Origin of the sequence: Brevibacillus nigriterrae (genome assembly GCF_049846925.1) — a bacterium.
Classification (GTDB): Bacteria; Bacillota; Bacilli; order Brevibacillales; family Brevibacillaceae; genus Brevibacillus_H.
This window is the reverse complement of record NZ_JBNCMT010000003.1, coordinates 65,482-88,402: the sequence shown is the minus strand read 5'-3', so window position 1 is coordinate 88,402 and position 22,921 is coordinate 65,482. Positions and strand designations below refer to the sequence as shown.

Here is a 22,921-nt window from a genome sequence, read left to right as displayed (position 1 = left end):
GTATTCGTCATAATCGCAAGAATTCCTACATAATGAGTAAGAATTTGACAAAAAAATTTTGAGCGTAAAATAAATTCGTTATATAAATTCCAAAGGATACTCCCGAATCAGGAGTATCCTTTGTGTCAGCTTAGTTGTTATACAAATGGCATGCAGTGAAGTGACCAGGTTCAACTTCACGCCAGGTCGGTTCAGCAGCCGCACACTCAGGCATCGCTTTCGGGCAGCGAGTACGGAAATGACATCCACTTGGCGGATTCATTGGGCTCGGTACGTCGCCTTCCAATACGATACGTTCACGTTTGCGTTCAACTTCAGGATCCGGGATCGGAATCGCTGAGAGCAATGCTTGCGTATATGGGTGAAGCGGATTTTCATACAATTTATCAGCAACAGCAAGCTCAACCATTTTGCCCAGGTACATTACACCGACACGGTCAGAAATGTACTTAACCATGGAGAGGTCATGGGCGATAAACATGTAAGTCAGGCCCATTTTTTCTTGTAATTGCTCAAGCAAGTTAACAACCTGTGCTTGTACGGATACGTCAAGTGCGGAGATTGGCTCGTCACAAACGATGAATTTTGGTTCCACCGCAAGTGCACGTGCAATACCGATACGTTGACGTTGTCCACCAGAGAACTCATGTGGAAAACGGTTGATATGCTCAGGGTTCAAACTTACCAGAGAAAGAAGTTCTTGAATGCGCTCTTTGCGTTTTTGACCAGTTGCAAGTCCATGAATATCAAGGGCTTCCCCGATAATGTCGCCAACTGTCATACGTGGGTTCAGTGATGCATAAGGATCCTGGAAGATCATTTGCATACTGCGGCGCATTTCCTTCATTTCTTGGGCATTCAGTTTGGTAACATCCTTGCCGTCGAAAATCACTTGACCGCTAGTCGGTTCATATAAACGAAGGATTGTACGTCCAGCCGTAGATTTACCACAACCGGATTCCCCTACGATACCGAGGGTCTCACCACGTTTAATTGTAAAGGAAATATCGTTAACAGCTTTTAATTCCTTGTCGCCAATTTGGAAAAATTTCTTTAGATTTTTTACCTCGAGTAGGTTGTCGTTCTTTTCCAAAACTGCCCCTCCTTCCTAAGATCCAACGCGGCTTTGAGCCATAGGATGTTGTAACCAGCACGCACAATGTTGTGTTTTGCTAATCTCGTTCAATTCTGGATCAGCTTCCTGGCAAATGCGCATTGCAGATTCGCAACGAGCTGTGAAACCGCAACCGACTGGCGGACGGAGCAAATCAGGCGGTGTACCGAAAATTGGTGTCAATGGTTCGTCTTTGTTCAAGTCCAGACGTGGAACGGAACGAAGCAAACCTTTGGTATATGGATGTTGCGGATTGTAGAACACTTCGTCTACCGTACCTGTTTCGATAACTTTACCTGCATACATTACAATTACACGGTCACACATCTCAGCCACAACACCAAGGTCGTGTGTGATCATGATGATGGAAGTTCCCATTTTCTTTTGGAGATCTTTCATCAATTCAAGAATCTGCGCTTGAATCGTCACGTCAAGAGCTGTTGTCGGCTCATCGGCAATCAACAGTTTTGGTGAACATGCAAGTGCAATGGCGATCATACCACGTTGACGCATACCACCTGAGAATTCATGTGGATATTGCGTAATACGTTTATCTGGTTGTGGAATCCCAACGATTTCCAGCAACTCTATTGCACGCTGACGAGCAGCTGATTTTGACATTTTTTGGTGTTTGATGAGACCCTCCATGATTTGATTACCAATTGTCATGGTTGGATTCAAGGAAGTCATTGGATCCTGGAAGATCATCCCGATATCTTTACCACGGATGGATTCCATTTCCTTATTCGACTTCTTAACAATATCTTCACCATTAAAGATAACCTGACCTGCTTTGATATCACCAGGAGGCATCGGGATCAATTTCATCAAAGATTGAGCCGTTACGGACTTACCACAGCCTGATTCCCCTACAATCGCTACTGCTTCTCCACGATTTACATGGAAGTTCACGCCACGAACTGCTTTTACTTCGCCTGCGTAGGTATGGAAGGACACATGTAAGTCTTTTACTTCCAAAATTTTGTCCATGGTTGTACCTCCTATTTACGAAGGCGTGGGTCTACTGCATCGCGTATACCATCGCCCAACAAGTTAAAGGAAAGCATTGTAAAGCTGATGAAAAGTGCCGGGAACATCAATCGCCAAGGATAGTACTTCATTGCCGGTAAGCCTTCATTAGCCATTGTACCCCAGGAAGCGATCGGAGCAGCAACCCCCAAACCTAGGAAAGAAAGGAAGGACTCAGTAAAGATGGCAGAAGGTACTGTCAAACTCAAAGTAACGATAATTGGGCCAAGAGCATTTGGAATCAAGTGTTTGAAAATGATACGGCTGCTGTCGGCACCCAAAGAACGAGCAGCCAATACGAATTCTTGTGCTTTTAGTTGCATCATCTGACCGCGAACAATACGGGCCATCCCAATCCAACCGGTTATACACATCGCTATGATAATGGTGAGAACACCTGGTTCCATAACAACCATCAAAAGGATAACGACGAGAAGGTAAGGAATAGCAAACAGGATATCGGCAATACGCATCATAATTTCGTCAATTTTACCGCCATAGAAACCTGCAATACCGCCCCACAGAATACCGATAATCAAGTCCATGATTGCAGCGGCAATACCAACTTCAAGGGAGATACGAGCACCGTACCAAACACGAACAAACACATCACGACCAAGGTCGTCAGTACCAAACCAGTGTTCACCCGATGGTTTCAGGTTCTTTCCTGACAAATTCGTCGTAAAATAATCATTGGAGCTTAACATTGGAACAAATGTCGCACACAAAATCAAGATTACGAGGAAAATCATCGAAGCCATAGCAACTTTATTTAATTTCAGACGTCGCCAAGCATCTGCCCAGAAGGAAAGGCTCGGTCGCTTGATTTCTTCCGCCTGGCGGAGGTCCATGGAAATGGGTTGGAAATGTTCTTTTGTCAATTGCATGATTGATTACTCCTTTCCGCCAGTTAGTTTAATACGTGGATCGATGAAGGTATATAAGATATCGACCAAGAGTACAAGAACAATAAGCAAGATCGAATAGAAGACTGTTGTACCCATGATTACGGTATAGTCACGGTTACTAATCGATAATACGAACTCACGTCCCAATCCAGGGATACCGAAGATTCGCTCGATTACGAATGATCCAGTCAAAATACCAGCAGTAAGTGGTCCAAGGTAAGTTACAACTGGAAGTAATGCATTACGAATAGCATGTTTAACAGTAGTCGTTAAACTGCTAAGTCCTTTTGCTTTTGCTGTTTTGATATAATCTTGTCCTAACACTTCAATCATGTTGGAACGAGTCAAACGTGCGATAAATGCCATCGGCAGCATACCAAGTGCGATCGAAGGCAACACCGTATGCTTCCAAGTATCCCACTTCGCAATCGGAAACCATCCAAATTCAATCGCGAAAACATACTGAAAGAAGGCTGCAAGAATAAAGCTTGGTACAGACAAACCTAATACTGCTAAAATCATTGCAGTAAAATCTTGCCACTTGTTATGCTTAAGTGCGGCAATGATACCTAATGTCATACCACCAAAAACAGAAATGAATAGTGCTTGTAAACCTAAGTGAAGGGAAACTGGAAAACCACGATTAATAATGTCATTAACATTGGAAGACTTCTCCGAGAAAGAAGGTCCGAGGTCCCACGTAATTACTCGACCGAGATACTCAACATATTGTTGTCCAATCGGTTTGTCAATTCCATAGTGCTTCTCAAGTGCTGCTAAAATTTCAGGTGGAACATTTCTTTCTGCTGTGAAAGGACCACCTGGTACTGCTTGCATGAGGAAAAAAGTGGCAGTTACGATCAGGAACAACGTAATAACCATAAATACGAGACGCTTGCCTAGATAACGAATCAAATCTCTTACCTCCTTATTTGTATTTGACTGCTTCCACTTCCCATCTTTACACTGGTTCGTTGCCTTAACAGTGCAAAAATCGACTGTGTAAATCTGCCCTATTAAAATTTTCTCTCTTGCGGCAATCTTTTCTCTCTATATTATATAAAACCTGATAACAGGTATTGCCGTTATCGTCTGATTTGTCGCAAAAGTTAAGGTATATGGTCATCCATATACCTCAACCTTGCAACATTTCAAATCCATCAATTAATCAAACTTCAAATCCTATTCAATGAAGCCCCATTTGAAGTCGATAAATCCAAGACCGTCTACGATAACTCCTTTAACTTTATCATTTTTAACCCAGGAGTTAGTATAGAAATAAATTGGAGCAATTGGCATATCCTCCATAAGGATCTTCTCTGCATCAGCCAAGATCTTCTTACGAGCTGCCGAATCTTTCTCAAGAGCAGACTTGTTCAAGAGTTCTTTGTACTGTGGATTTTCCCAGTTTGTATCGTTGTTTCCACCTTTTTTGTCTTTGTAAAGCTCCAAGAAGTTGATTGGATCATTGAAGTCACCCAACCAGCCCATGCGGCCAACTTGGAAGTTTCCTTGATGCAAATCTTCGATGTATACTTTCCACTCTTTGTTTTCGAGTTTGACATCTACACCAAGATTTTTCTTCCATTGATCCTGAATGGCTTCGGCAATTTTCTTATGACCTTCAGAAGTATTGAAGGAAAGAGTGATTGGAGGCAATTTGTCAATGCCAAGCTCTTTCATACCTTCTGCGAGAAGTGTTTTCGCTGTTTCAAGATCGTTGTCTTTGAAATAGCCGTCAACACCAAGGTTCATAGATGGAGGTACCGCTCCCATTGCAGGCGCTTGGTTTGTTTGTGTTACGTTGTCAATGATCGCTTGTCGATTAATGGAGTAAGCAAATGCCTTACGAATTTTCACGTTGTTGAAAGGTGCTTTTTCTGTATTGAATTTGTACCAGTAGGTACCAGCAATTGGTTGAGTTGTCATTTTGCCGCTTTGTTTCAAAGCAGGAATCGCGTCGGTTGGCAAGGAGCTCAATGGAGAGCCTGCCCAGTCAATCTCACCGTTATCAAACATGGAGAGTTCTGTATTCTCATCCTCAACCATGGAGAATTCAATCTTGTCAAGTTTTACAGCATCTTTATCCCAGTAGTTTTCGTTTTTCACGAGAACCAATTTGCTCTTATGTTCCCAAGATTCCATTTTGAATGGACCGTTACCAACATGCGTTTTAGCTTCGGAAGCCCATTTTGGATCTTTTTCTACGACTGCTTTGCTAACTGGGTAATACGTATAGAACGCTGTCAACTCAAGGAAGTAAGGAGTTGGATTTTCAAGGGTAACTTGAAGTGTCTTGTCATCAAGAGCTTTAACTCCAATATCTTCAGGCTTTGCTTCGCCTTTGTTCGCTTTTTCTGCATTCTTGATGTAGTACAATTGGTATGCATAGTTAGCTGCAGTTTTTGGATTGAGTACGCGTTTCCACGCATATTCGAAGTCGTGCGCAGTCAATGGCTCACCATTGCTCCATTTAGCGTCACGAAGATGGAATGTGTAAGTAATAAGGTCGTCTGAAACATCGATTTTCTCAGCTACTGATTCATGTGGCGTTCCATCTTCACCAGTACGAGTCAAACCGTCGAAAGTAGCGCGGATAACTGCACCGGATGTAGTATCTTCTGCAAGACCTGGGTCAGCAGTTGGTGGCTCGGAATGAAGGTTCATTTTGAGCACTTGTGGTGCAGCCGGTTTTTCTGCAGGAGCAGGTGTTTGAGCAGAGTTGTTGTTGTTCGCAGGTGGTGTAGAAGCACTTTGTCCACCGCAGCCAGCCAATGCAGCGCCAAGAACGAGTACGGAACTTACTAATGCAAATACGCTTTTTTTCAACGTAATTACCCCCGATTTTTTCTTTTTTTGTTTTTTTCAGAAAAAGAGAACAATAAGCGAAGCAATGGTTCCTTTTTTGTGAGAGTTAGGAAATCACCACTCCTTTCACTATATAGCAACTTCGTCATCGCGAACGTAAGAGAAGGAATCCTTGTACTGCTTTAGTTCCAGCGACACATCGGCCGCTGCAATTCCTTCAATGCGTGAGAGTCGTTCGTTGACGAAGAAGATTAACTCATTGTTGTCGTGAAAACAGGCTTGAATCATCAGGTCATGCTTTCCGCTGAACGCTCCGACGAACCGGACTTCTGGCAGAATACTCAGTTCTTCTGCTACATTTTTTTGCATCCCTAGTTTCGTCGTAAGTCCGATGATGGCTTGAACCTGCAACCCTAGTTTCTCTGGGTTTACCCGGATTACAAACTCAAAAACCTCATCTTGCAACAGCTTGGCAATACGGGAGCGAATGGTTCCTTCGCTGTACCCGAGTTGGTGAGCGATTTCTGTGTAGGGGGTTCTCCCATCTACCAGAAGAATCTGTAAAATCTGTTTATCAATTTGGTCAATTTTCTTCAACACCTACCACTCCTAGCAATGTATACAGGTAGATGGACAACTCTTGTATACGATTTTACGTGGTCCTCAACCTATTTTTTACGAAAATCGCAAAAATCCTTAATATATCTGTTGTCAATTTAAAAATAAACGGAATTGAGAGCGGTGTCAACGAATTTTGACAAGTAGAAAAATAAAAAATTATAAATAGTTTCAGTTCAATCAATTAATTTTTATGAATCATTTTCAGAATAATCATACCGCTTTGCGCCCAGAAATGGCAAGGATTCGTGAGAAAACAACTCAAAAATCCTTGCCAAATCGCACAAATCTCTTATTAATAAGCGCCATATTACGTACAATACTAAAAAGTTGAAGAATCAAGTAAATAAGCTGTTTTAAATTTCATTCTTTTTTATAAGGTAAATTATAATATTTTATATATTAATTGTTGAGAGCTCGGAGCTGTCGAATGAAAACGAAATGCTGACTCGACTTCGGCCCTTGCACTCTCTCCTTTTTCCTTGTCATTGGCATGAATAACGGCAATGGTATCCCCTTCTGATACGAGATCACCAATTTTATGAGTAAACAGCATGCCGACAGCCAAGTCAATTGATGCTTCTTTGGTGAGACGGCCTGCACCGAGCATGACAGAAGCATGGCCGACCTTCTCTGCATCAATTTCGCTAATATATCCAGAAACAGGTGCCTTGATTTCAATTAAATAAGAAGCTTGCGGAAGCAGTTCCGGCTGATCGATCTGTTGCGGGTTGCCTCCCTGCGCCTGCACGAACTCCTTGAACTTTGCCAATGCCTTTCCTGACGAAATGACTTCCTGCAATTTCTCATAGGCACGGTCAAAAGTCGCCTGTTGACCACTTAAAACAAGCATGTGAGCTCCGAGGGTCAGGGCGAGCTCCGTCAAATCTTTCGGACCCCTTCCGGCCAATGTCTCAATTGCTTCCTTTACTTCCAATGCATTTCCAACAGCAAAACCTAGCGGCTGGTTCATGTCGCTAATCACAGCAATTGTATTGCGTCCAACTTGACGTCCAATGTCTACCATTGCTTTCGCCAAGTCTTCTGCCGCTTCGAGAGACTTCATAAAGGCTCCCTTGCCCACTTTGACATCCAGGATGATGGCATCTGCACCTGCGGCAATTTTTTTGGACATGATGGAACTTGCAATGAGCGGTACCGCTTCCACAGTAGCAGTTACGTCACGCAGGGCATAGAGCTTTTTATCTGCTGGCGTCAAATTCCCTGTCTGACCAACGACAGCAACACCAACCTCACGTACTTGATTGAAAAATTGCTCATCAGACAGTTCCACATTAAAACCTTCGATGGACTCCAATTTATCGATGGTTCCTCCCGAATAACCTAATCCACGTCCAGACATTTTAGCTACAGGTATTCCTGCAGCCGCTACCAGTGGAGCTACGACAAGCGTTGTTTTATCTCCGACTCCGCCTGTACTGTGCTTGTCAACTTTGGTACCTGGAATTAAAGACAAGTCAAGCTGATCACCCGAAGCAGCCATCGCCAATGTCAAATCTGCCGTCTCTCTCCCACTCATACCCTGAAAGAAAACGGCCATCGCCCACGCGGACATCTGATAGTCAGGAATCTCCCCCGCTGTATAGCTTTGCACAATATATTGAATCTCTTCCGTTGTTAACTCATGACCATCACGCTTTTTGGCAATTACATCTATCATTCGCATCTCAATTACCCCTTGGTAACGATATTAAGTGTCCCATCGCCTCTACATCCTGGCTAGAATTCCATGGACCAGCTTCAAGAAATCGTGTTTGACTCGTTCAGTCGTCTCGATAACTTCTTCATGATTTAACGGTTGCTCCAAAATACCTGCTGCCATATTACTGATGCACGAGATTCCCAATACTTCCAAGCCGATATGACGAGCCACGATAACCTCCGGAACCGTGGACATACCTACTGCATCGCCGCCAAAAATACGCAGCATGCGAATTTCCGCTGGCGTTTCATACGTTGGACCTGTCAGACCGCAGTATACACCCTCTTGTAGCGAAATTCCTTGCTCCTTGGCAACACCCTTAGCCAATTCACGCAAACGCTTGGAATAAGCCTCTGACATATCAGGGAAACGAACTCCCACTGTTTCGTCATTGGGTCCAATCAACGGGTTTTGAGAAGTGAGATTGATATGGTCCGCAATAAGCATCAAATCGCCAGGATAGTAGGAGGTGTTAATCCCCCCTGCTGCATTTGTGACAAGAATCGTCTCTACCCCGAGTGCTTTCATGACGCGAACAGGGAAGACAACTGCGTCAAGACCATGTCCTTCGTAGTAATGAAAACGTCCTTGCATTGCTACTACTGTTTTTCCTTCGAGTGTCCCGATAACCAGTTGACCTTTATGTCCTGCAACCGTCGATTTGGTGAAATGAGGGATTTCTGAATAGGAAATCGCCACAGCATTTTCTATTTCATCTGCCAAAACGCCTAATCCCGATCCCAAAATTAGACCAATCTGCGGTTTTACTGATGTTTTTGCTTCAATCGCTGCCTTTGCTTCCTGAATGGCACTCATCTATGACACTCTCCTTTGTTTTCGAAAACTCTCTTGATTACAAACGATGCAGGATACTTTTGCCGATAACCGGAAGTTCAACACCAAAATTGTCAGCAATCGTCGCTCCCAAGTCTGCAAACGTACTGAATACACCGAGGTTTTCACCTTGATTGATTCCTTTATGGAAAAAGAGTACGGGTACATATTCTCTCGTATGGTCTGTTCCGTGATGTGTAGGATCGTTGCCATGGTCAGCAGTTAGTACGAGCAGATCACGTTCGCCCATGGCTTCAAGAAACTCCGGAATACGTGCATCAAATTCCATCAAGGCAGCACCATACCCTTCTGGATCACGGCGATGACCGTACTTTGCGTCGAAATCAACCAGATTGACAAAGCTTAAACCTGTAAACTCATCTTTCATGGTTCCCAGGATCTGGTTGACGCCATCCATGTTATCTTTTGTCCGAATGGATCGGGTAATCCCTTCTTCTGCATAAATGTCTGATATTTTGCCAATCGCAATCGAGTCAAGACCAGCATCTGCCAATCGGTTCATCACTGTTGGAGCAAATGGTTTGACAGAGTAATCATGACGATTGGAGGTACGGGCAAATGCGCCAGGTGAACCAATGAACGGGCGTGCAATGACACGAGTAACAGCAAACTCATCTCGCAAGGTAAGCTCACGAGCAATTTCGCAAATCCGATACAGTTCTTCCAGAGGAATAATTTCTTCGTGTGCTGCAACCTGGAATACACTGTCCGCTGAGGTGTAGACGATGACATCCCCTGTCTTCATATGTTGCTCGCCAAGTTCATCAAGAATTTCAGTTCCAGAAGCAGGCTTGTTGCCCAGGACCTTGCGACCAATGCGTTGTTCAAATTCATCAATCAACTCTTGCGGGAATCCTTCGGGATATGTTCGGAATGGCGTAGAAACATGAAGACCCATAATTTCCCAGTGTCCAGTCGTCGTATCTTTCCCGACGGATAGTTCACCCATCTTGCCGTAGTGGGCTTGAGGATGTTCGACTGGCTCGACATGCTGAATTGGCGCAATATTACCCAAACCCAGTTTTTGCAGGTTAGGAAGAGCAAACCCTTTTACCCGTTCTGCAATATGTCCTAATGTATGTGCTCCCTGGTCGTTAAATTGAGGAGCATCAGGCAATTCCCCAATACCTACACTATCCAATACAACCAGAAAAATTCGTGAAAAACGCTGACTCATAGTAACTTCCTCCTATTGTCGTTAGACGTCTGACGACTATATTGAAAAAAGAGAGTCTATGCTCTCGGATGAGTTTTGGCATAGACATCTTTAATTCGCGTGCGTGTAATATGCGTGTAAATCTGTGTTGTGGAGATATCGGCATGACCGAGCATCTCTTGGACTGAACGCAAGTCCGCTCCATTCTCAAGCAGATGCGTAGCAAACGAATGTCGCAAGGTATGTGGTGTTATTTCCACTCGTATACCCGCTTTTTGTGCATACTTTTTAATAATTTTCCAGAATCCCTGACGTGTAATCCTTTTACCCAGATGGTTCAAAAAAAGCGAATGATCTGTGGAAGCTTTCAATAATTGTGTGCGCCCTCTTTGAATATATGTACGAACGACCTCAATCGCAATCCGACCGAGCGGAATGATTCTTTCTTTTGAGCCTTTCCCCATACACTTGAGGAATCCCATTTCAAGGTTTACATCACTGATGTTCAGGTTAACCAGCTCCGATACGCGTATTCCTGTTGCGTAAAGAAGCTCCAGCATCGCTTTATCCCTCATGCCAGTCGGTTCTCCCAAGTCTGGCCCCTCCAGGAGAAGCTCGACATCCTGTATGGAGAGGACTTTCGGCAAGCGCTTCTCAATTTTAGGAGTCTCCAGATGAATGGAAGGATCGTTACTGATAAATTTATCACGCACAAGAAATTGATAAAATGCTCGGATGGAAGCCATATTGCGAGATAACGTTGCTGTAGCACGTCCTTTTTCCTGGAGCATCATCAGATATCCGATGATATGCGCTCGTGACGTATCCTGGATATCGATTACTCCATTATCACGCAGATAAGAGACATACATAACCAGATCCCGTTGATACGACTCAAGTGTATTCGCAGACAATCCTTTCTCTACAGCGAGAAAATGAGTAAAATGGTCGATGAGCATATCCATGGAGTTGCTATCCCTTCAACGTAAATTCATATGTAACACTTTCCACATCGCATCACAAAAATCCTCTTTTATCTTTAATCTCCTTCCAGATAAAAAAGCTGCAGACGCTCGTAGTCGATAGGCGAGAGACTGGTTTCATTTTTTTGCAGCAACTTTACCACTTTTACCGCATTGCCCGCTGGCTCCCGGTAAGGATTGGCTGGCAATATATGATCGGATAAAAAAGTAATCACTCCGTAGCTCATCAATGCACATGTAACAAAGATCAACAAAAACCGCACCATTTCCATCATACGCTTAACAGCGAGTCCCATCGTACCGTCATCCTCTATCCTGCTTTTTTCTTCCATTTTATTCACAGAGATGCTGGTACATGCTTACACCGGGATCGTTGCCATGACTTCCGAAAGTGGTCGATAAGGCAAGTTAAGTGATTTTGCTACTGCTTCGTAAACGACCTCGCCCTTTAACACATTTACTCCCTTGGCCAATGCAGGATTTTCTTCGATCGCTTTGCGGTAGCCTTTGTTCGCTAGTTGCAGACCATAGGGGACAGTCACATTGGCAAGAGCAATCGTAGAGGTCCTCGGAACAGCACCAGGCATATTGGCCACAGCATAATGTACGACTCCGTGTTTGAGATAGGTAGGCTCACTGTGGGTCGTGATTCGATCGATCGTTTCAATTGATCCACCCTGGTCAATCGCAACATCAACGATAACGGAACCTGGACTCATGGATCGAACCATCTCTTCTGTCACTAGTCTCGGTGCTCTTGCGCCCGGGATGAGCACGGCGCCAATCAGGAGGTCCGCTTCCTTGACTGCATGAGCAATATTGTAGGCATTGGACATCAAGGTGTGAAGTCTACCTTGGAACAAGTCGTCCAACTGTCGCAGACGATTGGCATTCACATCGATGATGGTTACATCTGCTCCAAGCCCCACGGCCATCTTGGCAGCTTGAGTGCCAACGACTCCTCCACCGACGATCACAACCTTACTTGGCGGAACTCCTGGTACCCCTCCGAGCAATACGCCTTTGCCGCCATGCGGCTTTTCAAGAAATTGTGCGCCAATCTGTACAGACATCCTCCCTGCTACTTCGCTCATCGGCATCAAGAGTGGCAAGGAACCATCTGGAGCCTGGATCGTTTCATAGGCAATTCCCACTACTTTTTTGCTGCATAATTGCTTCGTTAACTCCAATTCTGGTGCCAGGTGAAGGTATGTAAAGAGAATGAGATTTTCTTTGAAATACGGATACTCTTCGGGCAACGGTTCTTTCACTTTGCAGATCATGTCTGCCTTATTCCAGACTTCAGCAGCAGAAGAAGCGATGTTGCCTCCTGCGTGCACATAATCCTCGTCAGTAAATCCGCTTCCAATTCCCGCTTGATTTTGGACGATCACCTGATGTCCCGCCTGTACATAAGCTACTACGCCAGCAGGGGTCAATCCAACACGGTTCTCGTTATTCTTGACTTCTTTGGGTACGCCAATGATCATTCCATACGCCTCCTGTAGCTTCATTCACACCTTATCATGCCACAGAAAGAGTTTGCTCAAACCCCAAACGATGATTTCTTGTTTTAAATAAAAAAACTCCTCTCGCAAAAGGAGAGAAGTTCGTTTTACTTAAAATCTGCTGGGTTAACGTGATCAATACATCGACTACAAATTCCGTAAAAGGTCAAACGGTGATCAAGAATCGTAAAATTATAATTTGATTGCACTCGTTCTTCTGCCCCGGTCAATAGATCCTCAAAAATTTCATCCACGGTGCCACAATTTAGACATACCAAATGGTGATGATGATGCTCGGCGTCGTCATCACGCAAATCATATCGAGCCACCCCGTCACCGAAGTTCATCTTATGAATGAGTTTTAATTCGCTTAATAGCTCCAATGTTCGATACACTGTGGCGAGTCCAATTTCTGGGGCTTTCTCTTTTACTAGTAGATAAACATCTTCAGCACTGAGATGGTCCTGTTCATTTTCTAAAAGAACACGGACTGTGGCTTCTCGCTGTGGTGTCAATTTGTAGTTATGGGAATGTAACTGTTGCTTAATTTTTTCTATTTTTTCTTCCATTACTGCCCCTCCCCGCTCGCATGAAACCTGTTCCTATTATAGTAGAGGGGAAAGTAGTAAGTCAAACACATCTGTTATCATATGATAATTATTATTATTTGATGACATATTGCATGATGCTTGGCGAAATATAACTTTCGAACAAGGCTGCTAACGTTAGAATGCCAAACATCACGAGGACTAGCATACTATAGCTGAAAAAATACGGCAGGATTGGGCCTCGATTGTTGGAGATCAGTCTTGTTTTGATCAATCGAAGAGAAAAGGCTATACCAGCCACTCCAATAATTACAAAAGCAGGTATCACCAGCATATTTTGCGGCAAAACACCAGCCAAAGCAAACAAGACACCATCCCATTGGAACTGATTTACGAGAAAACCTACCGTAAAGCCGATGACGATTCCTTTTAGAAACAACAAAAGCAGAATCATGGGCACACCGATTATGGAGAGACCAAAAATCCACATGATTCCTACCGTCTTCACGTAATATCCCATGGCTTGCTGAAATTGCTGATTGGGGTCGGCAATTCCGTTTTGGTCGATATTTCGAAAAAAGTACTGGAGAAAACCAAATAACTCCTGTTTCTGTTCGAGAGATAAGGAATTGACAATAACCGCTCCAAAAATAACGCCCATCGTTATCAAGACAACGGTAAATACATACAGGGACTGGTTCTCCTTCATAAAGTTACGAATGGTTTGTCCTATGCGTGCACGCACTTATGCTCGCCTCCCGACAGCGTAATACTTATGCCTATGCAAGGGAAAGACGAGCTATTCCGTTTTTATAAGATTTGACGTTTACTTGTCAATTGCAATGCGACCATACACCCCAGCACCGCCTGAAGTGACTTTCAGTTGTCCTTGACTGGCACTTGTCAGTGTCCTTGCCAGTTTTTCACCTACAACCTTTTCGAGCTCGGTACAGCTTGTCCGATGGAGAATATTCATTTCTGTACCAAATGCCTGATACAACTTGTTGCGTATTTTGGGCCCAATACCTGGGATAAATTCCAAAGGCACTTGCTCAACATATGGCGGGCGATGATTCGGATGCACTCCTGCTGCAAGATTCGCCAATTCGTTCACCCTTTCATCCACCCCTCGAATGACAGCTTTGTACCCGCAATGAGGGCACCTGCCGTCTGCTGTCTGTGCAAGAGGTTGCCCGCAGGACTGACAAGTCGTCTGGTGGTATTTCCCCAATTGCGGCATCAGACCGTAGTTTACAAGTACTCCTCGCCCGTCTTCTCTCTTCAAGGCCATGACCCATTCCTGAAAACAAGGCTTCTCCATGACGATTTGTTGATATTCCCTCCCGATTTTGGCAAGAGAATGTGCATCAGAGTTGGTTAGGAAGGTCTTGTCATGCAGCTCCATTAAACGGTCTGCCATCCGGGTATTGGCACTTAAACCGAGCTCTACGGCCAGAATCCGTGACGGATCAAGAATTTCATCCATACGATCTGTACAATTGCCATACATGCCTTTATGCGGGGTGAAGATATGGGCTGGAATAACGGTGCCTCCCAGTGAATCGACGACTTGCTGCAATTCTCGGACAGTTGTTGCGATACGCTGTGAGCTGAGGGTGATGTTTTTGCATCGAGCCTGCAGCCACAAAGACAGTTCCCTCATGTTATGTACCGTCGGAATATAACAGAGAAAGTGTGCCTCCCCTCTCCCGTCTTCTTTAATTTCCACTTCGCTTCCCAGTATCAAAGAAGTCTGTTTATATTCGATTCCTCCACCTGCGACCTCATGTGCACTCCCTTGTTCCAGAAGAGCCTCCAGTTCATCCAGCACTTCTGGCACATGGGCATCGATGATTCCGATCATATCCATGCCTTTTCGTTCTGATGCCTCTTCTAGTACACTGGTCAGTGTCATTGATCGAGATGCAGTTATTTTCACCGGCTTTCCTGAACGGGTGGAACCGATATGGATGTGCAGGTCACTGAAGTAGGACGGTAGTGTGGCAGTCATTTGCTGAGCACCCGATTCTCCCAAGCGACGATGGCGAGCACGGTTTTGGCATCGCAAATTTCTCCTTGAGCGAGCAACGCTTTTGCTTCTTCCAATGTAAGGTGGACGGTCTCTACAAATTCATCTTCATCCGGGTGATAGACACCTTCGTACAAATCAGTTGCGATGTACAGGTGCAACAGCTCATTAGCGAATCCCGGTGAAGTGTAAAAAGAGCTATGGTGCTCCAACTGACGTGCCTTAAACCCCGTCTCTTCTTCGAGTTCCCGCACGGCGCAAACAATTGGTTCTTCCCCAATTTCCAGTTTGCCTGCCGGAATTTCCACGATGGTTTTTTCGAGTGGCTTGCGAAATTGACGTACGGCGATCATTTTTCCATCACTCGTTAACGGAAGCACAGCAACTGCCCCTTGGTGGGTGACAATTTCACGTTTCGCTGTGTGACCATTGGGTAATTGTACCGTATCTACTTTCAATTTGATGATCTTGCCATCGTAAATCTGTTCACTGCTAATTGTTTTTTCATATAATGCATCTGTCATAACTTCCTCCTGATTTATAGAACATTTGGTTCTATTCCTACACGATTTCCCATATGTTTCAAACAGATAAGACTTGTCCATGCTATTGTACAGGAGGTCATGACGTTATGAAAACATATGTTGATACAAATCATCTTCGCTTAGTCGGTAAAGCCTGGGAAATCAGAGCTACACTTCGTCGTTTGTCCGAGCATCCCATAACCTTGCAAGAGTTGCTAACACGTCTTGACCAGTCGATGAAGCGGAGATAATTTCTTGCCTATTATTCTCTAGTATTGCATGTAATTTGCGGGCTGTCTTTGCAGCGATATAACCGGTCTGAAAAGGACTGCTGTCCTGATATATGTCCCTGCCCATGGTTGTAATGGGTATGGGGTATTTTTTTTGCAGTTTCGCAAGTTCTGTGATCGGGGGTACAGAGGAACTCAGAATACCATGCTGTATTGTTCGACGACACTCTGTTGCTTGCACTTGAATCACCTGATCACGCCAATCACCGAAAACAGGAAGTGGTACGAAAACCTGACGAAATACGAGTCGTTGTAATAGAGTTCTTGTATGATGACTAATTCCGAAATGGTTCTTGCGCTGGTCAGAAAATGAAATTCTGGGGATCACGACCGGGATTCCACCCAATGCGGAAACAGCATGGATGACATCTGCCAACTCTGCTCCTGAGAAGCCAAACGTTGTACCTGTACCGACAACACCGGGACCAAACATACATAAAATCACATCGGCTTTTGCCACATGTCTGGCTGCAAGTAAACCTGTGTACAAATTAACCGCTTCGATCTCTCCGCCCCACGCATGGCCAACCGTAATGCAAGACGAAAGAATCTCCATTTCCCTTAGATGATTGACATGCTGGCTGATGGCTATTGGCAAGGATGCACTGTCAGGCATTACATAGACAAGCCTCAGATCTGGATTCAACTTTTTTAGTACGAGTGCAACGACGGGAAGATATGCATGCAGTTCCCCGATCAGAACGATTGTCCCTTTTAAATGGCCATTTTCCTCCGTAAATAAATGATGAAAAGGACTATTTTGCTCTTCAATCGCATCCACGGCTAGCTGTAATGGTGTGTAGCGCATTTTCATAATATGCCCCCATCTGGTTGGGTGCATGTCTACCTTCTCATTCTCATCAAGGCGAGTGACGATGATATGATAGCCGCCTGTCCCTAATCCTAAATCGACAGCAGTTGTATTGACCAATACGTGATCTCCCACCTGACAACGTCCTTGTTGTGCAGTTAGATAATAGGCGATTTCTGCATTTGTTTTGCCATCAAGTATGACGGAAACAAATTGAATTCCGGAACGTTCTTCGACGATTGTATCGACGACTGCTGATGTCAGTTGCAACATATCATCAGCCTCCTATCCTGCGCTTTTTCCATCCTATGCGAGTGCGGTTCCTTGTATGAGAAGCCTCGGACTCGTGTGATTGTTTGGACAGCTTAGGTGGAGACCAAAAACAAAAAGGCTCGTGGAATATACTCCCGAGCCTTCTCATTCTCTAATGCTTGTTATTTTCTATTCAAGGCATTCGGCAACGATCGCAACCACGAGTTCAGCCGCTTTGTTCAACTCTTCAATCGGCATACGCTCGTTCGTTGTGTGGATTTCTTCATATCCGATACCAAAGTTAACGGTTGGGATTCCAAAGCCGTTAAATATGTTTCCGTCGCTTCCACCGCCACTCTTCTCGAGTTTTGGCTCACGATTAACACGTTTGATCGCAGCAACCGCTTTTTGCACAACCGGTTGGGATTCATCAAATTTGAAACCATGGTACATAAAGATGACTTCATTCTCACAACGTGCACCCATATCAGCAGCGGCTGATTCGAAAGCAGCAGTCATCTTCTTCACTTGATCCTCTAATTTATCCATAACCAAGCTGCGAGCTTCGGATAATACCTCAACGAAGTCAGCCACGATATTGTATGATTTGCCACCTTCAAAACGTCCGATATTGGCAGTTGTATCTTCATCGATACGGCCAAGTGGCATGCGAGAAATAGCCTTGCTAGCAACAGTAATTGCGCTCACGCCATCTTCTGGATTTACCCCTGCATGCGCGGCTTTTCCATAAATTTTGGTTACGATGCGGTATTGTCCAGCACCAGCAGTGATGATTTCGCCAACTTTACCAGTAGAATCAAGAATGAAGCCTAATTCCGCTTTCAGCAAGCTGCTGTCCATCGCACGGGAACCAACCAAACCAGATTCTTCTCCGATTGTGAACACCACTTGAATCGTTGGATGTGGCAAATTATTTTCCTTGATAGTGCGAATCGCTTCAAAAATCGCAGAAATACCTGCTTTGTCGTCAGCACCCAGGATTGTAGTGCCATCAGAATAAACATAACCGTCACGAACCTCTGGTTTTACACCCTTACCAGGCACCACTGTATCCATATGGCTGCTAAACAGGATAGTTGGCCCTTGGGCAGTGCCTTCCAAAGTAGCGATCAGGTTGTTAGCGCCAAAGCCGGTTTTTGCTTTCGCATCGTCTTCTTCCACGGTAAATCCAAGTGAGAGTAATTTATCTTTTAGCACCTGGTTAATCTCAGCTTCATGTTTGGTTTCACTATCAATTTGGACGAGTTCTAAGAATTCCTGCAATAAACGATCTTGATTAATCACGTTTATACCCTCCTTGGCTGAATCTCAATATGTATCAATTGATTTTCAGTATAACGCAAAAAAGAAAAAATGCCCATTGATAGTCAAAATATTTTTTACAAGCAAGAAAGTTTACAACGGAATATTTCCGTGTTTTTTCTTCGGACGATTTTCTTGTTTATTGCGAAGCATCTCCAACGATACTTTCAAGTGCCTGCGTGTTTCCCTCGGATCGATGACGTCATCTACCATGCCGTGTTCTGCTGCAACGTACGGATTGGCAAACATCTCACGGTATTCTGCGATCTTGGCTTGACGGGTTGCTTGCGGATTTTCACTTTGCTCTATTTCTTTGGCAAAAATAACGTTAGCCGCTCCCTCTGGTCCCATAACGGCAATTTCAGCATTCGGCCATGCGTAGACCACATCGGCTCCGATTGCTTTGGAGTTCAATGCAACATAGGCTCCCCCATATGCCTTGCGAGTAATCACAGAGATTTTCGGAACGGTTGCTTCCGAGTAGGCGTAAAGAATCTTGGCACCATGACGAATAATACCGCCGTGCTCCTGATTGATACCCGGGAAGAAGCCTGTAACGTCAACAAATGTAATTAACGGGACATTAAAGGCATCGCAAGTACGAATAAAGCGGGCCAGCTTATCAGATGAATCGATGTCCAAGCCACCTGCCATCACTTTTGGTTGGTTTGCGATCAGCCCTACTGATTGTCCATTGATTCGGCCAAAACCTACAACGATATTGCGGGCAAAGTTCGGTTGCACTTCCATAAAGTCGCCATTGTCAACAATAAGCTCCAAAACCTTTTTCACATCGTACACTTTGGTTCCGGCTACGGGGACCAGATCGATAATGCCTTCCAACCAGTCTCCATCTTGACCTGTGAATTCTACTCGTGGTGCTTCCTCACGATTGTTCTGAGGCAAAAAGCTTAACAAACGCCGAACCTCTTCCAGCACTTCCTCTTCTGTTGCAGCAGTAAAGTGCGCATTACCGCTGATTGATGAATGTACACTGGCTCCGCCTAAATCCTCACTGGAGATCTTCTCTCCTGTAACGGTCTCGATAACTTTCGGACCTGTAATAAACATCTGAGATGTTTTTTCAACCATGAATACATAGTCCGTAATGGCAGGAGAGTAAACGGCACCACCTGCACACGGGCCCAGGATTACAGATATTTGCGGGATTACGCCTGAATAAATCGAGTTTCTATAAAAAATATGTCCGTATCCATCAAGCGAAACGACACCTTCCTGAATACGTGCCCCTCCAGAATCGTTTAAACCAATCACAGGGACGCCGTTTTTGGCAGCAAGATCCATGATTGTGGCAATTTTTCGTGCGTGCATTTCACCGAGCGCCCCGCCAAATACGGTGAAGTCCTGAGCGAATACATAGACCAGTCTCCCGTTGATTTTGCCGTAACCAGTTACGACACCTTCACCAGGTGCTTCCATCTTGTCCATACCAAAGTTGGTGGCACGGTGCTTCACGAACGGGTTCATTTCGACAAAGCTGTCTCGATCAAGCAAGATGTCAATCCGCTCACGAGCAGTCAGTTTGCCTCGATTATGCTGTGCTTCAATGCGGTCGTCGCCACCGCCCATCTCCACTTTCCGTTTCCGTTCATATAGCTCGTCTATCTTTTGATACATCTGATCACTCATTTGCATTACTCCCCTTTATCCTCTTGTGGGTACTGGCACAACTCATACAAGACTCCACCTGCGGCCTTTGGATGCAAAAAGGCAATTTGTGCTCCGTGCGCACCCTTTTTCGGGGTTTCATGAATGAGGGAGACTCCATTTTCTTTTAACTGGGTAAGGCGGTGATCAATATCATCTACATCAAGAGCGATATGGTGAATTCCTTCTCCACGCTTTTCAATGAAAATCGCAATCGGACTATCTGGTGACGTTGGCTCTAATAACTCGAGTCTAGTTTCACCAATGCCAAGGAATGCTACTTGTACTTTCTCGCTTTCCACGTACTCTTTCCCCTGTAAAGTTAGTCCCAACTGTTCGTTATAGAATGGAAGAGCAGCATCCAGACTTTTTACGGCGATCCCGATATGGGCAATCTTTTTCGGCGGTTTTTGGAAGGTCATCTGCTTGCCCGTAATCTTGCCCCGGATGAAGTCAGCCGTTACTTTTGTTGGTGTACCAGGTGTGAATACTTCCGCGATACCTTGTGACTTGAGGAAGGGGATGTCTTCGTCAGGAATTACACCGCCGCCAACAATGAGGATATCATCTGCGTTTCGTTCACGAAGCAAACGAACGACTTCCGGAAACAGCTCGTTGTGTGCTCCTGACAGACATGACAAGCCGATACAGTCTACGTCCTCCTGGATCGCAGCATTCACGATTTGCTCAGGGGTTTGTCTGAGTCCTGTATATACTACCTCCATACCTTCGTCTCGAAGGGCCTGTGCAACAACTAATGCGCCACGGTCGTGACCATCAAGACCTGGTTTTGCTACGAGCACTCGAATTTTTCTTTCCATGATGTACCTTCCCCCTCACACCGCTTATACGGCTCTATATTCACCAAAAACTTCACGCAATACGCCACAAATTTCTCCGATGGTTGCATAGCATCTGACACAATCGAGAATAAACGGCATCAGATTCTCAGTTCCTTCTGCTGCTGCACGCAGGCGATTGAGCGTTTGTTCAACTTGCGCATTATCTCGTCTTGCTCTCAGGCTGTCTAACTTCTCTTTTTGTTTTTTGCCAAGGGATGGATCGACACGAAGCAGCTCCGGTTGTGGTTCATGTTCCAATGTGAAGCAGTTCATACCTACGACCTTTTCTTCCCCTGATTCTATTTTACGCTGTGTATCATACGCTTGCTTATGAATTTCACGCTGCATGTAGCCCGCTTCAACAGCAGCAACGGCACCGCCCATGCGCTCGATCTTCTCCATGTATTCGAGTGACTTGAGTTCGATCTGATCAGTCAAATTTTCGATAAAGTAAGAACCTGCTAATGGGTCAACCGTATCGGCTACTCCACTTTCAAATGCGATAATTTGCTGTGTACGCAAAGCAATACGTGCGGACTCTTCTGTCGGCAAAGCAAGGGCTTCATCTCGGGAATTCGTGTGCAAGCTTTGGGTTCCTCCCAGAACAGCAGCAAGTGCTTGCAGAGTGACACGCACAATATTATTGTCCGGTTGCTGGGCCGTTAAGGTAGATCCACCCGTCTGGGTATGAACACGGAACTGCCATGACTTCGGATTTTTAGCTCCATACTTTTCTTTCATTAAACGGGACCAGATTCTCCGTGCTGCACGGAATTTGGCAATCTCTTCGAAGAAATTGTTGTGTCCGTTAAAGAAGAAAGATAATTGTGGAGCGAATTTATCAATATCCAATCCTGCCTGAATCGCAGCATCTACATAGGCGATCCCGTCTGCCAGTGTAAATGCAACTTCTTGTACCGCAGTCGAGCCTGCTTCACGAATGTGGTATCCGCTGATCGAAATGGTATTCCACTTCGGCACGTGTTCAGAACAGTAAGCAAAGATATCCGTAATCAGGCGCATGGAAGGCTTCGGTGGGAAAATATAGGTGCCACGTGCAATGTATTCTTTCAGAATGTCATTTTGAATGGTTCCTGACAATTGCGCAGAAGAAGCCCCTTGTTTCTCTCCAACTGCAATATACATCGCAAGCAACACGGAAGCAGGTGCATTAATCGTCATCGATGTACTTACTTTATCCAATGGGATACTATTCAACAGGATTTCCATATCTTCCAGTGAGTCAATGGCCACCCCTACCTTACCTACTTCACCCGTAGCCATAATGTCGTCGGAATCGTACCCGATCTGCGTCGGCAAGTCAAAAGCAACACTAAGCCCCGTTTGTCCCTGTTCGAGAAGATAGCGGAATCGTTTATTGGTCTCTTCTGCCGATCCGAAGCCAGCGTATTGTCTCATCGTCCAGTAGCGCCCACGATACATCGTTGGTTGAACACCACGGGTATACGGATATTCTCCAGGAAATCCAAGTTTCTCCATGTAAGCGTCATCAATCTCATCCGGAACATAGACTCTATCTACTTCAATATTTGACGATGTAGCGAATTGTGCCTTTCTCTCCGGGTTTTTCTCCAGCCGTTTGGTGACTTGCTGTTGCCACTCCCGATAGAGTTGGGTAAAATCATTGTTGGACACGTAAGTCCCTCCATTCCCAAGATTGGTGCAAACATTTTTCTTAGCTATGTAAACCTCAATCAATTCGTTTTCTCGATATAATTCTAGCATAGCTTAGTTGTTTTTCAATGTAACACAGCAATAAAATCGCATTGTTTTCAATATTATGCGAAAAATAGGAAGGAAGGTGATTAGTGATGAAACATCGTTCCGTAATTGCAAAAGTGATTCTTGTGCTGGTAGCACTTTCTTTAATCATTCCGTCCTTTTATATTATGAAATAAATGATCCCCTCTA

The 22,921-nt window shown here is 44.7% G+C and carries 22 protein-coding genes; 1 reads left to right on the top strand and 21 read right to left on the bottom strand.

The window, feature by feature from the left end; genetic code table 11:
• Positions 1 to 130: 130 nt before the first annotated feature.
• The 16 genes from ACPW7N_RS03275 to ACPW7N_RS03200 form a co-directional block, all read right to left on the bottom strand.
• Entirely contained in the window at positions 131 to 1,093 is a 963-nt protein-coding gene (locus ACPW7N_RS03275) for an ABC transporter ATP-binding protein (RefSeq protein ID WP_425649582.1), read from the bottom strand.
• A gap of 15 nt (positions 1,094 to 1,108) precedes the next feature.
• On the bottom strand, positions 1,109 to 2,104 hold the full coding sequence (locus ACPW7N_RS03270) for an ABC transporter ATP-binding protein (RefSeq protein WP_425649581.1): 996 nt from the start codon (positions 2,102 to 2,104) through the stop codon (positions 1,109 to 1,111).
• 11 nt (positions 2,105 to 2,115) lie between these two features.
• Entirely contained in the window at positions 2,116 to 3,033 is a 918-nt protein-coding gene (locus ACPW7N_RS03265; RefSeq protein ID WP_425649716.1) for an ABC transporter permease, read from the bottom strand.
• A 3-nt stretch (positions 3,034 to 3,036) separates the two neighbouring features.
• On the bottom strand, positions 3,037 to 3,966 hold the full coding sequence (locus ACPW7N_RS03260; protein ID WP_425649580.1) for an ABC transporter permease: 930 nt from the start codon (positions 3,964 to 3,966) through the stop codon (positions 3,037 to 3,039).
• Positions 3,967 to 4,233: 267 nt separating this feature from the next.
• Positions 4,234 to 5,880: a peptide ABC transporter substrate-binding protein gene (locus tag ACPW7N_RS03255; protein ID WP_425649579.1), complete on the bottom strand. Its 1,647-nt coding sequence runs from the start codon at positions 5,878 to 5,880 to the stop codon at positions 4,234 to 4,236.
• Between the two features lie 108 nt (positions 5,881 to 5,988).
• Entirely contained in the window at positions 5,989 to 6,456 is a 468-nt protein-coding gene (locus ACPW7N_RS03250; protein WP_425649578.1) for an Lrp/AsnC family transcriptional regulator, read from the bottom strand.
• Positions 6,457 to 6,862: 406 nt separating this feature from the next.
• Positions 6,863 to 8,164, bottom strand: a complete 1,302-nt coding sequence (locus tag ACPW7N_RS03245) for a pyrimidine-nucleoside phosphorylase (RefSeq protein WP_425649577.1) — start codon at positions 8,162 to 8,164, stop codon at positions 6,863 to 6,865.
• A 42-nt stretch (positions 8,165 to 8,206) separates the two neighbouring features.
• Positions 8,207 to 9,016: a purine-nucleoside phosphorylase gene (locus ACPW7N_RS03240; protein ID WP_425649576.1), complete on the bottom strand. Its 810-nt coding sequence runs from the start codon at positions 9,014 to 9,016 to the stop codon at positions 8,207 to 8,209.
• Between the two features lie 37 nt (positions 9,017 to 9,053).
• Complete coding sequence (gene deoB / locus ACPW7N_RS03235) at positions 9,054 to 10,232, bottom strand: phosphopentomutase (protein WP_425649575.1); 1,179 nt, start codon at positions 10,230 to 10,232, stop codon at positions 9,054 to 9,056.
• Between the two features lie 56 nt (positions 10,233 to 10,288).
• Complete coding sequence (gene xerD, locus ACPW7N_RS03230) at positions 10,289 to 11,176, bottom strand: site-specific tyrosine recombinase XerD (protein WP_425649574.1); 888 nt, start codon at positions 11,174 to 11,176, stop codon at positions 10,289 to 10,291.
• A 74-nt stretch (positions 11,177 to 11,250) separates the two neighbouring features.
• A complete protein-coding gene (locus tag ACPW7N_RS03225) occupies positions 11,251 to 11,490 on the bottom strand; it encodes a DUF4227 family protein (protein ID WP_425649573.1) in 240 nt (79 codons plus the stop codon).
• A gap of 63 nt (positions 11,491 to 11,553) precedes the next feature.
• Positions 11,554 to 12,684 (bottom strand): alanine dehydrogenase, encoded by a 1,131-nt coding sequence (gene ald, locus ACPW7N_RS03220; protein WP_425649572.1) that lies wholly within the window; start codon positions 12,682 to 12,684, stop codon positions 11,554 to 11,556.
• A 125-nt stretch (positions 12,685 to 12,809) separates the two neighbouring features.
• On the bottom strand, positions 12,810 to 13,271 hold the full coding sequence (fur, locus tag ACPW7N_RS03215) for a ferric iron uptake transcriptional regulator (protein WP_425649571.1): 462 nt from the start codon (positions 13,269 to 13,271) through the stop codon (positions 12,810 to 12,812).
• A gap of 94 nt (positions 13,272 to 13,365) precedes the next feature.
• On the bottom strand, positions 13,366 to 13,995 hold the full coding sequence (spoIIM, locus tag ACPW7N_RS03210; protein ID WP_425649570.1) for a stage II sporulation protein M: 630 nt from the start codon (positions 13,993 to 13,995) through the stop codon (positions 13,366 to 13,368).
• Positions 13,996 to 14,076: 81 nt separating this feature from the next.
• On the bottom strand, positions 14,077 to 15,261 hold the full coding sequence (locus ACPW7N_RS03205) for an endonuclease Q family protein (protein WP_425649569.1): 1,185 nt from the start codon (positions 15,259 to 15,261) through the stop codon (positions 14,077 to 14,079).
• On the bottom strand, positions 15,258 to 15,803 hold the full coding sequence (locus tag ACPW7N_RS03200; protein WP_425649568.1) for an NUDIX domain-containing protein: 546 nt from the start codon (positions 15,801 to 15,803) through the stop codon (positions 15,258 to 15,260). The genes ACPW7N_RS03205 and ACPW7N_RS03200 overlap by 4 nt, the downstream gene beginning before the upstream one ends.
• 53 nt (positions 15,804 to 15,856) lie before the next feature.
• On the opposite strand from ACPW7N_RS03200, the gene mciZ reads away from it, so the two are divergent.
• Complete coding sequence (mciZ, locus tag ACPW7N_RS03195; RefSeq protein WP_425649567.1) at positions 15,857 to 16,054, top strand: Z-ring formation inhibitor MciZ; 198 nt, start codon at positions 15,857 to 15,859, stop codon at positions 16,052 to 16,054.
• Here mciZ and ACPW7N_RS03190 read toward each other — a convergent pair.
• From ACPW7N_RS03190 to ACPW7N_RS03170, 5 genes are all read right to left on the bottom strand, one after another.
• Positions 15,972 to 17,177, bottom strand: a complete 1,206-nt coding sequence (locus tag ACPW7N_RS03190) for a DUF3866 family protein (RefSeq protein WP_425649566.1) — start codon at positions 17,175 to 17,177, stop codon at positions 15,972 to 15,974. The two genes, mciZ and ACPW7N_RS03190, sit on opposite strands and share 83 nt — an antisense overlap.
• Before the next feature lie 168 nt (positions 17,178 to 17,345).
• A complete protein-coding gene (locus ACPW7N_RS03185; protein WP_425649565.1) occupies positions 17,346 to 18,461 on the bottom strand; it encodes a M20/M25/M40 family metallo-hydrolase in 1,116 nt (371 codons plus the stop codon).
• 111 nt (positions 18,462 to 18,572) lie between these two features.
• On the bottom strand, positions 18,573 to 20,129 hold the full coding sequence (locus tag ACPW7N_RS03180) for an acyl-CoA carboxylase subunit beta (protein ID WP_425649564.1): 1,557 nt from the start codon (positions 20,127 to 20,129) through the stop codon (positions 18,573 to 18,575).
• Between the two features lie 5 nt (positions 20,130 to 20,134).
• A complete protein-coding gene (gene mce / locus ACPW7N_RS03175; RefSeq protein ID WP_425649563.1) occupies positions 20,135 to 20,968 on the bottom strand; it encodes a methylmalonyl-CoA epimerase in 834 nt (277 codons plus the stop codon).
• A 24-nt stretch (positions 20,969 to 20,992) separates the two neighbouring features.
• Entirely contained in the window at positions 20,993 to 22,645 is a 1,653-nt protein-coding gene (locus ACPW7N_RS03170; RefSeq protein ID WP_425649562.1) for an acyl-CoA mutase large subunit family protein, read from the bottom strand.
• Positions 22,646 to 22,921 lie beyond the last annotated feature (276 nt).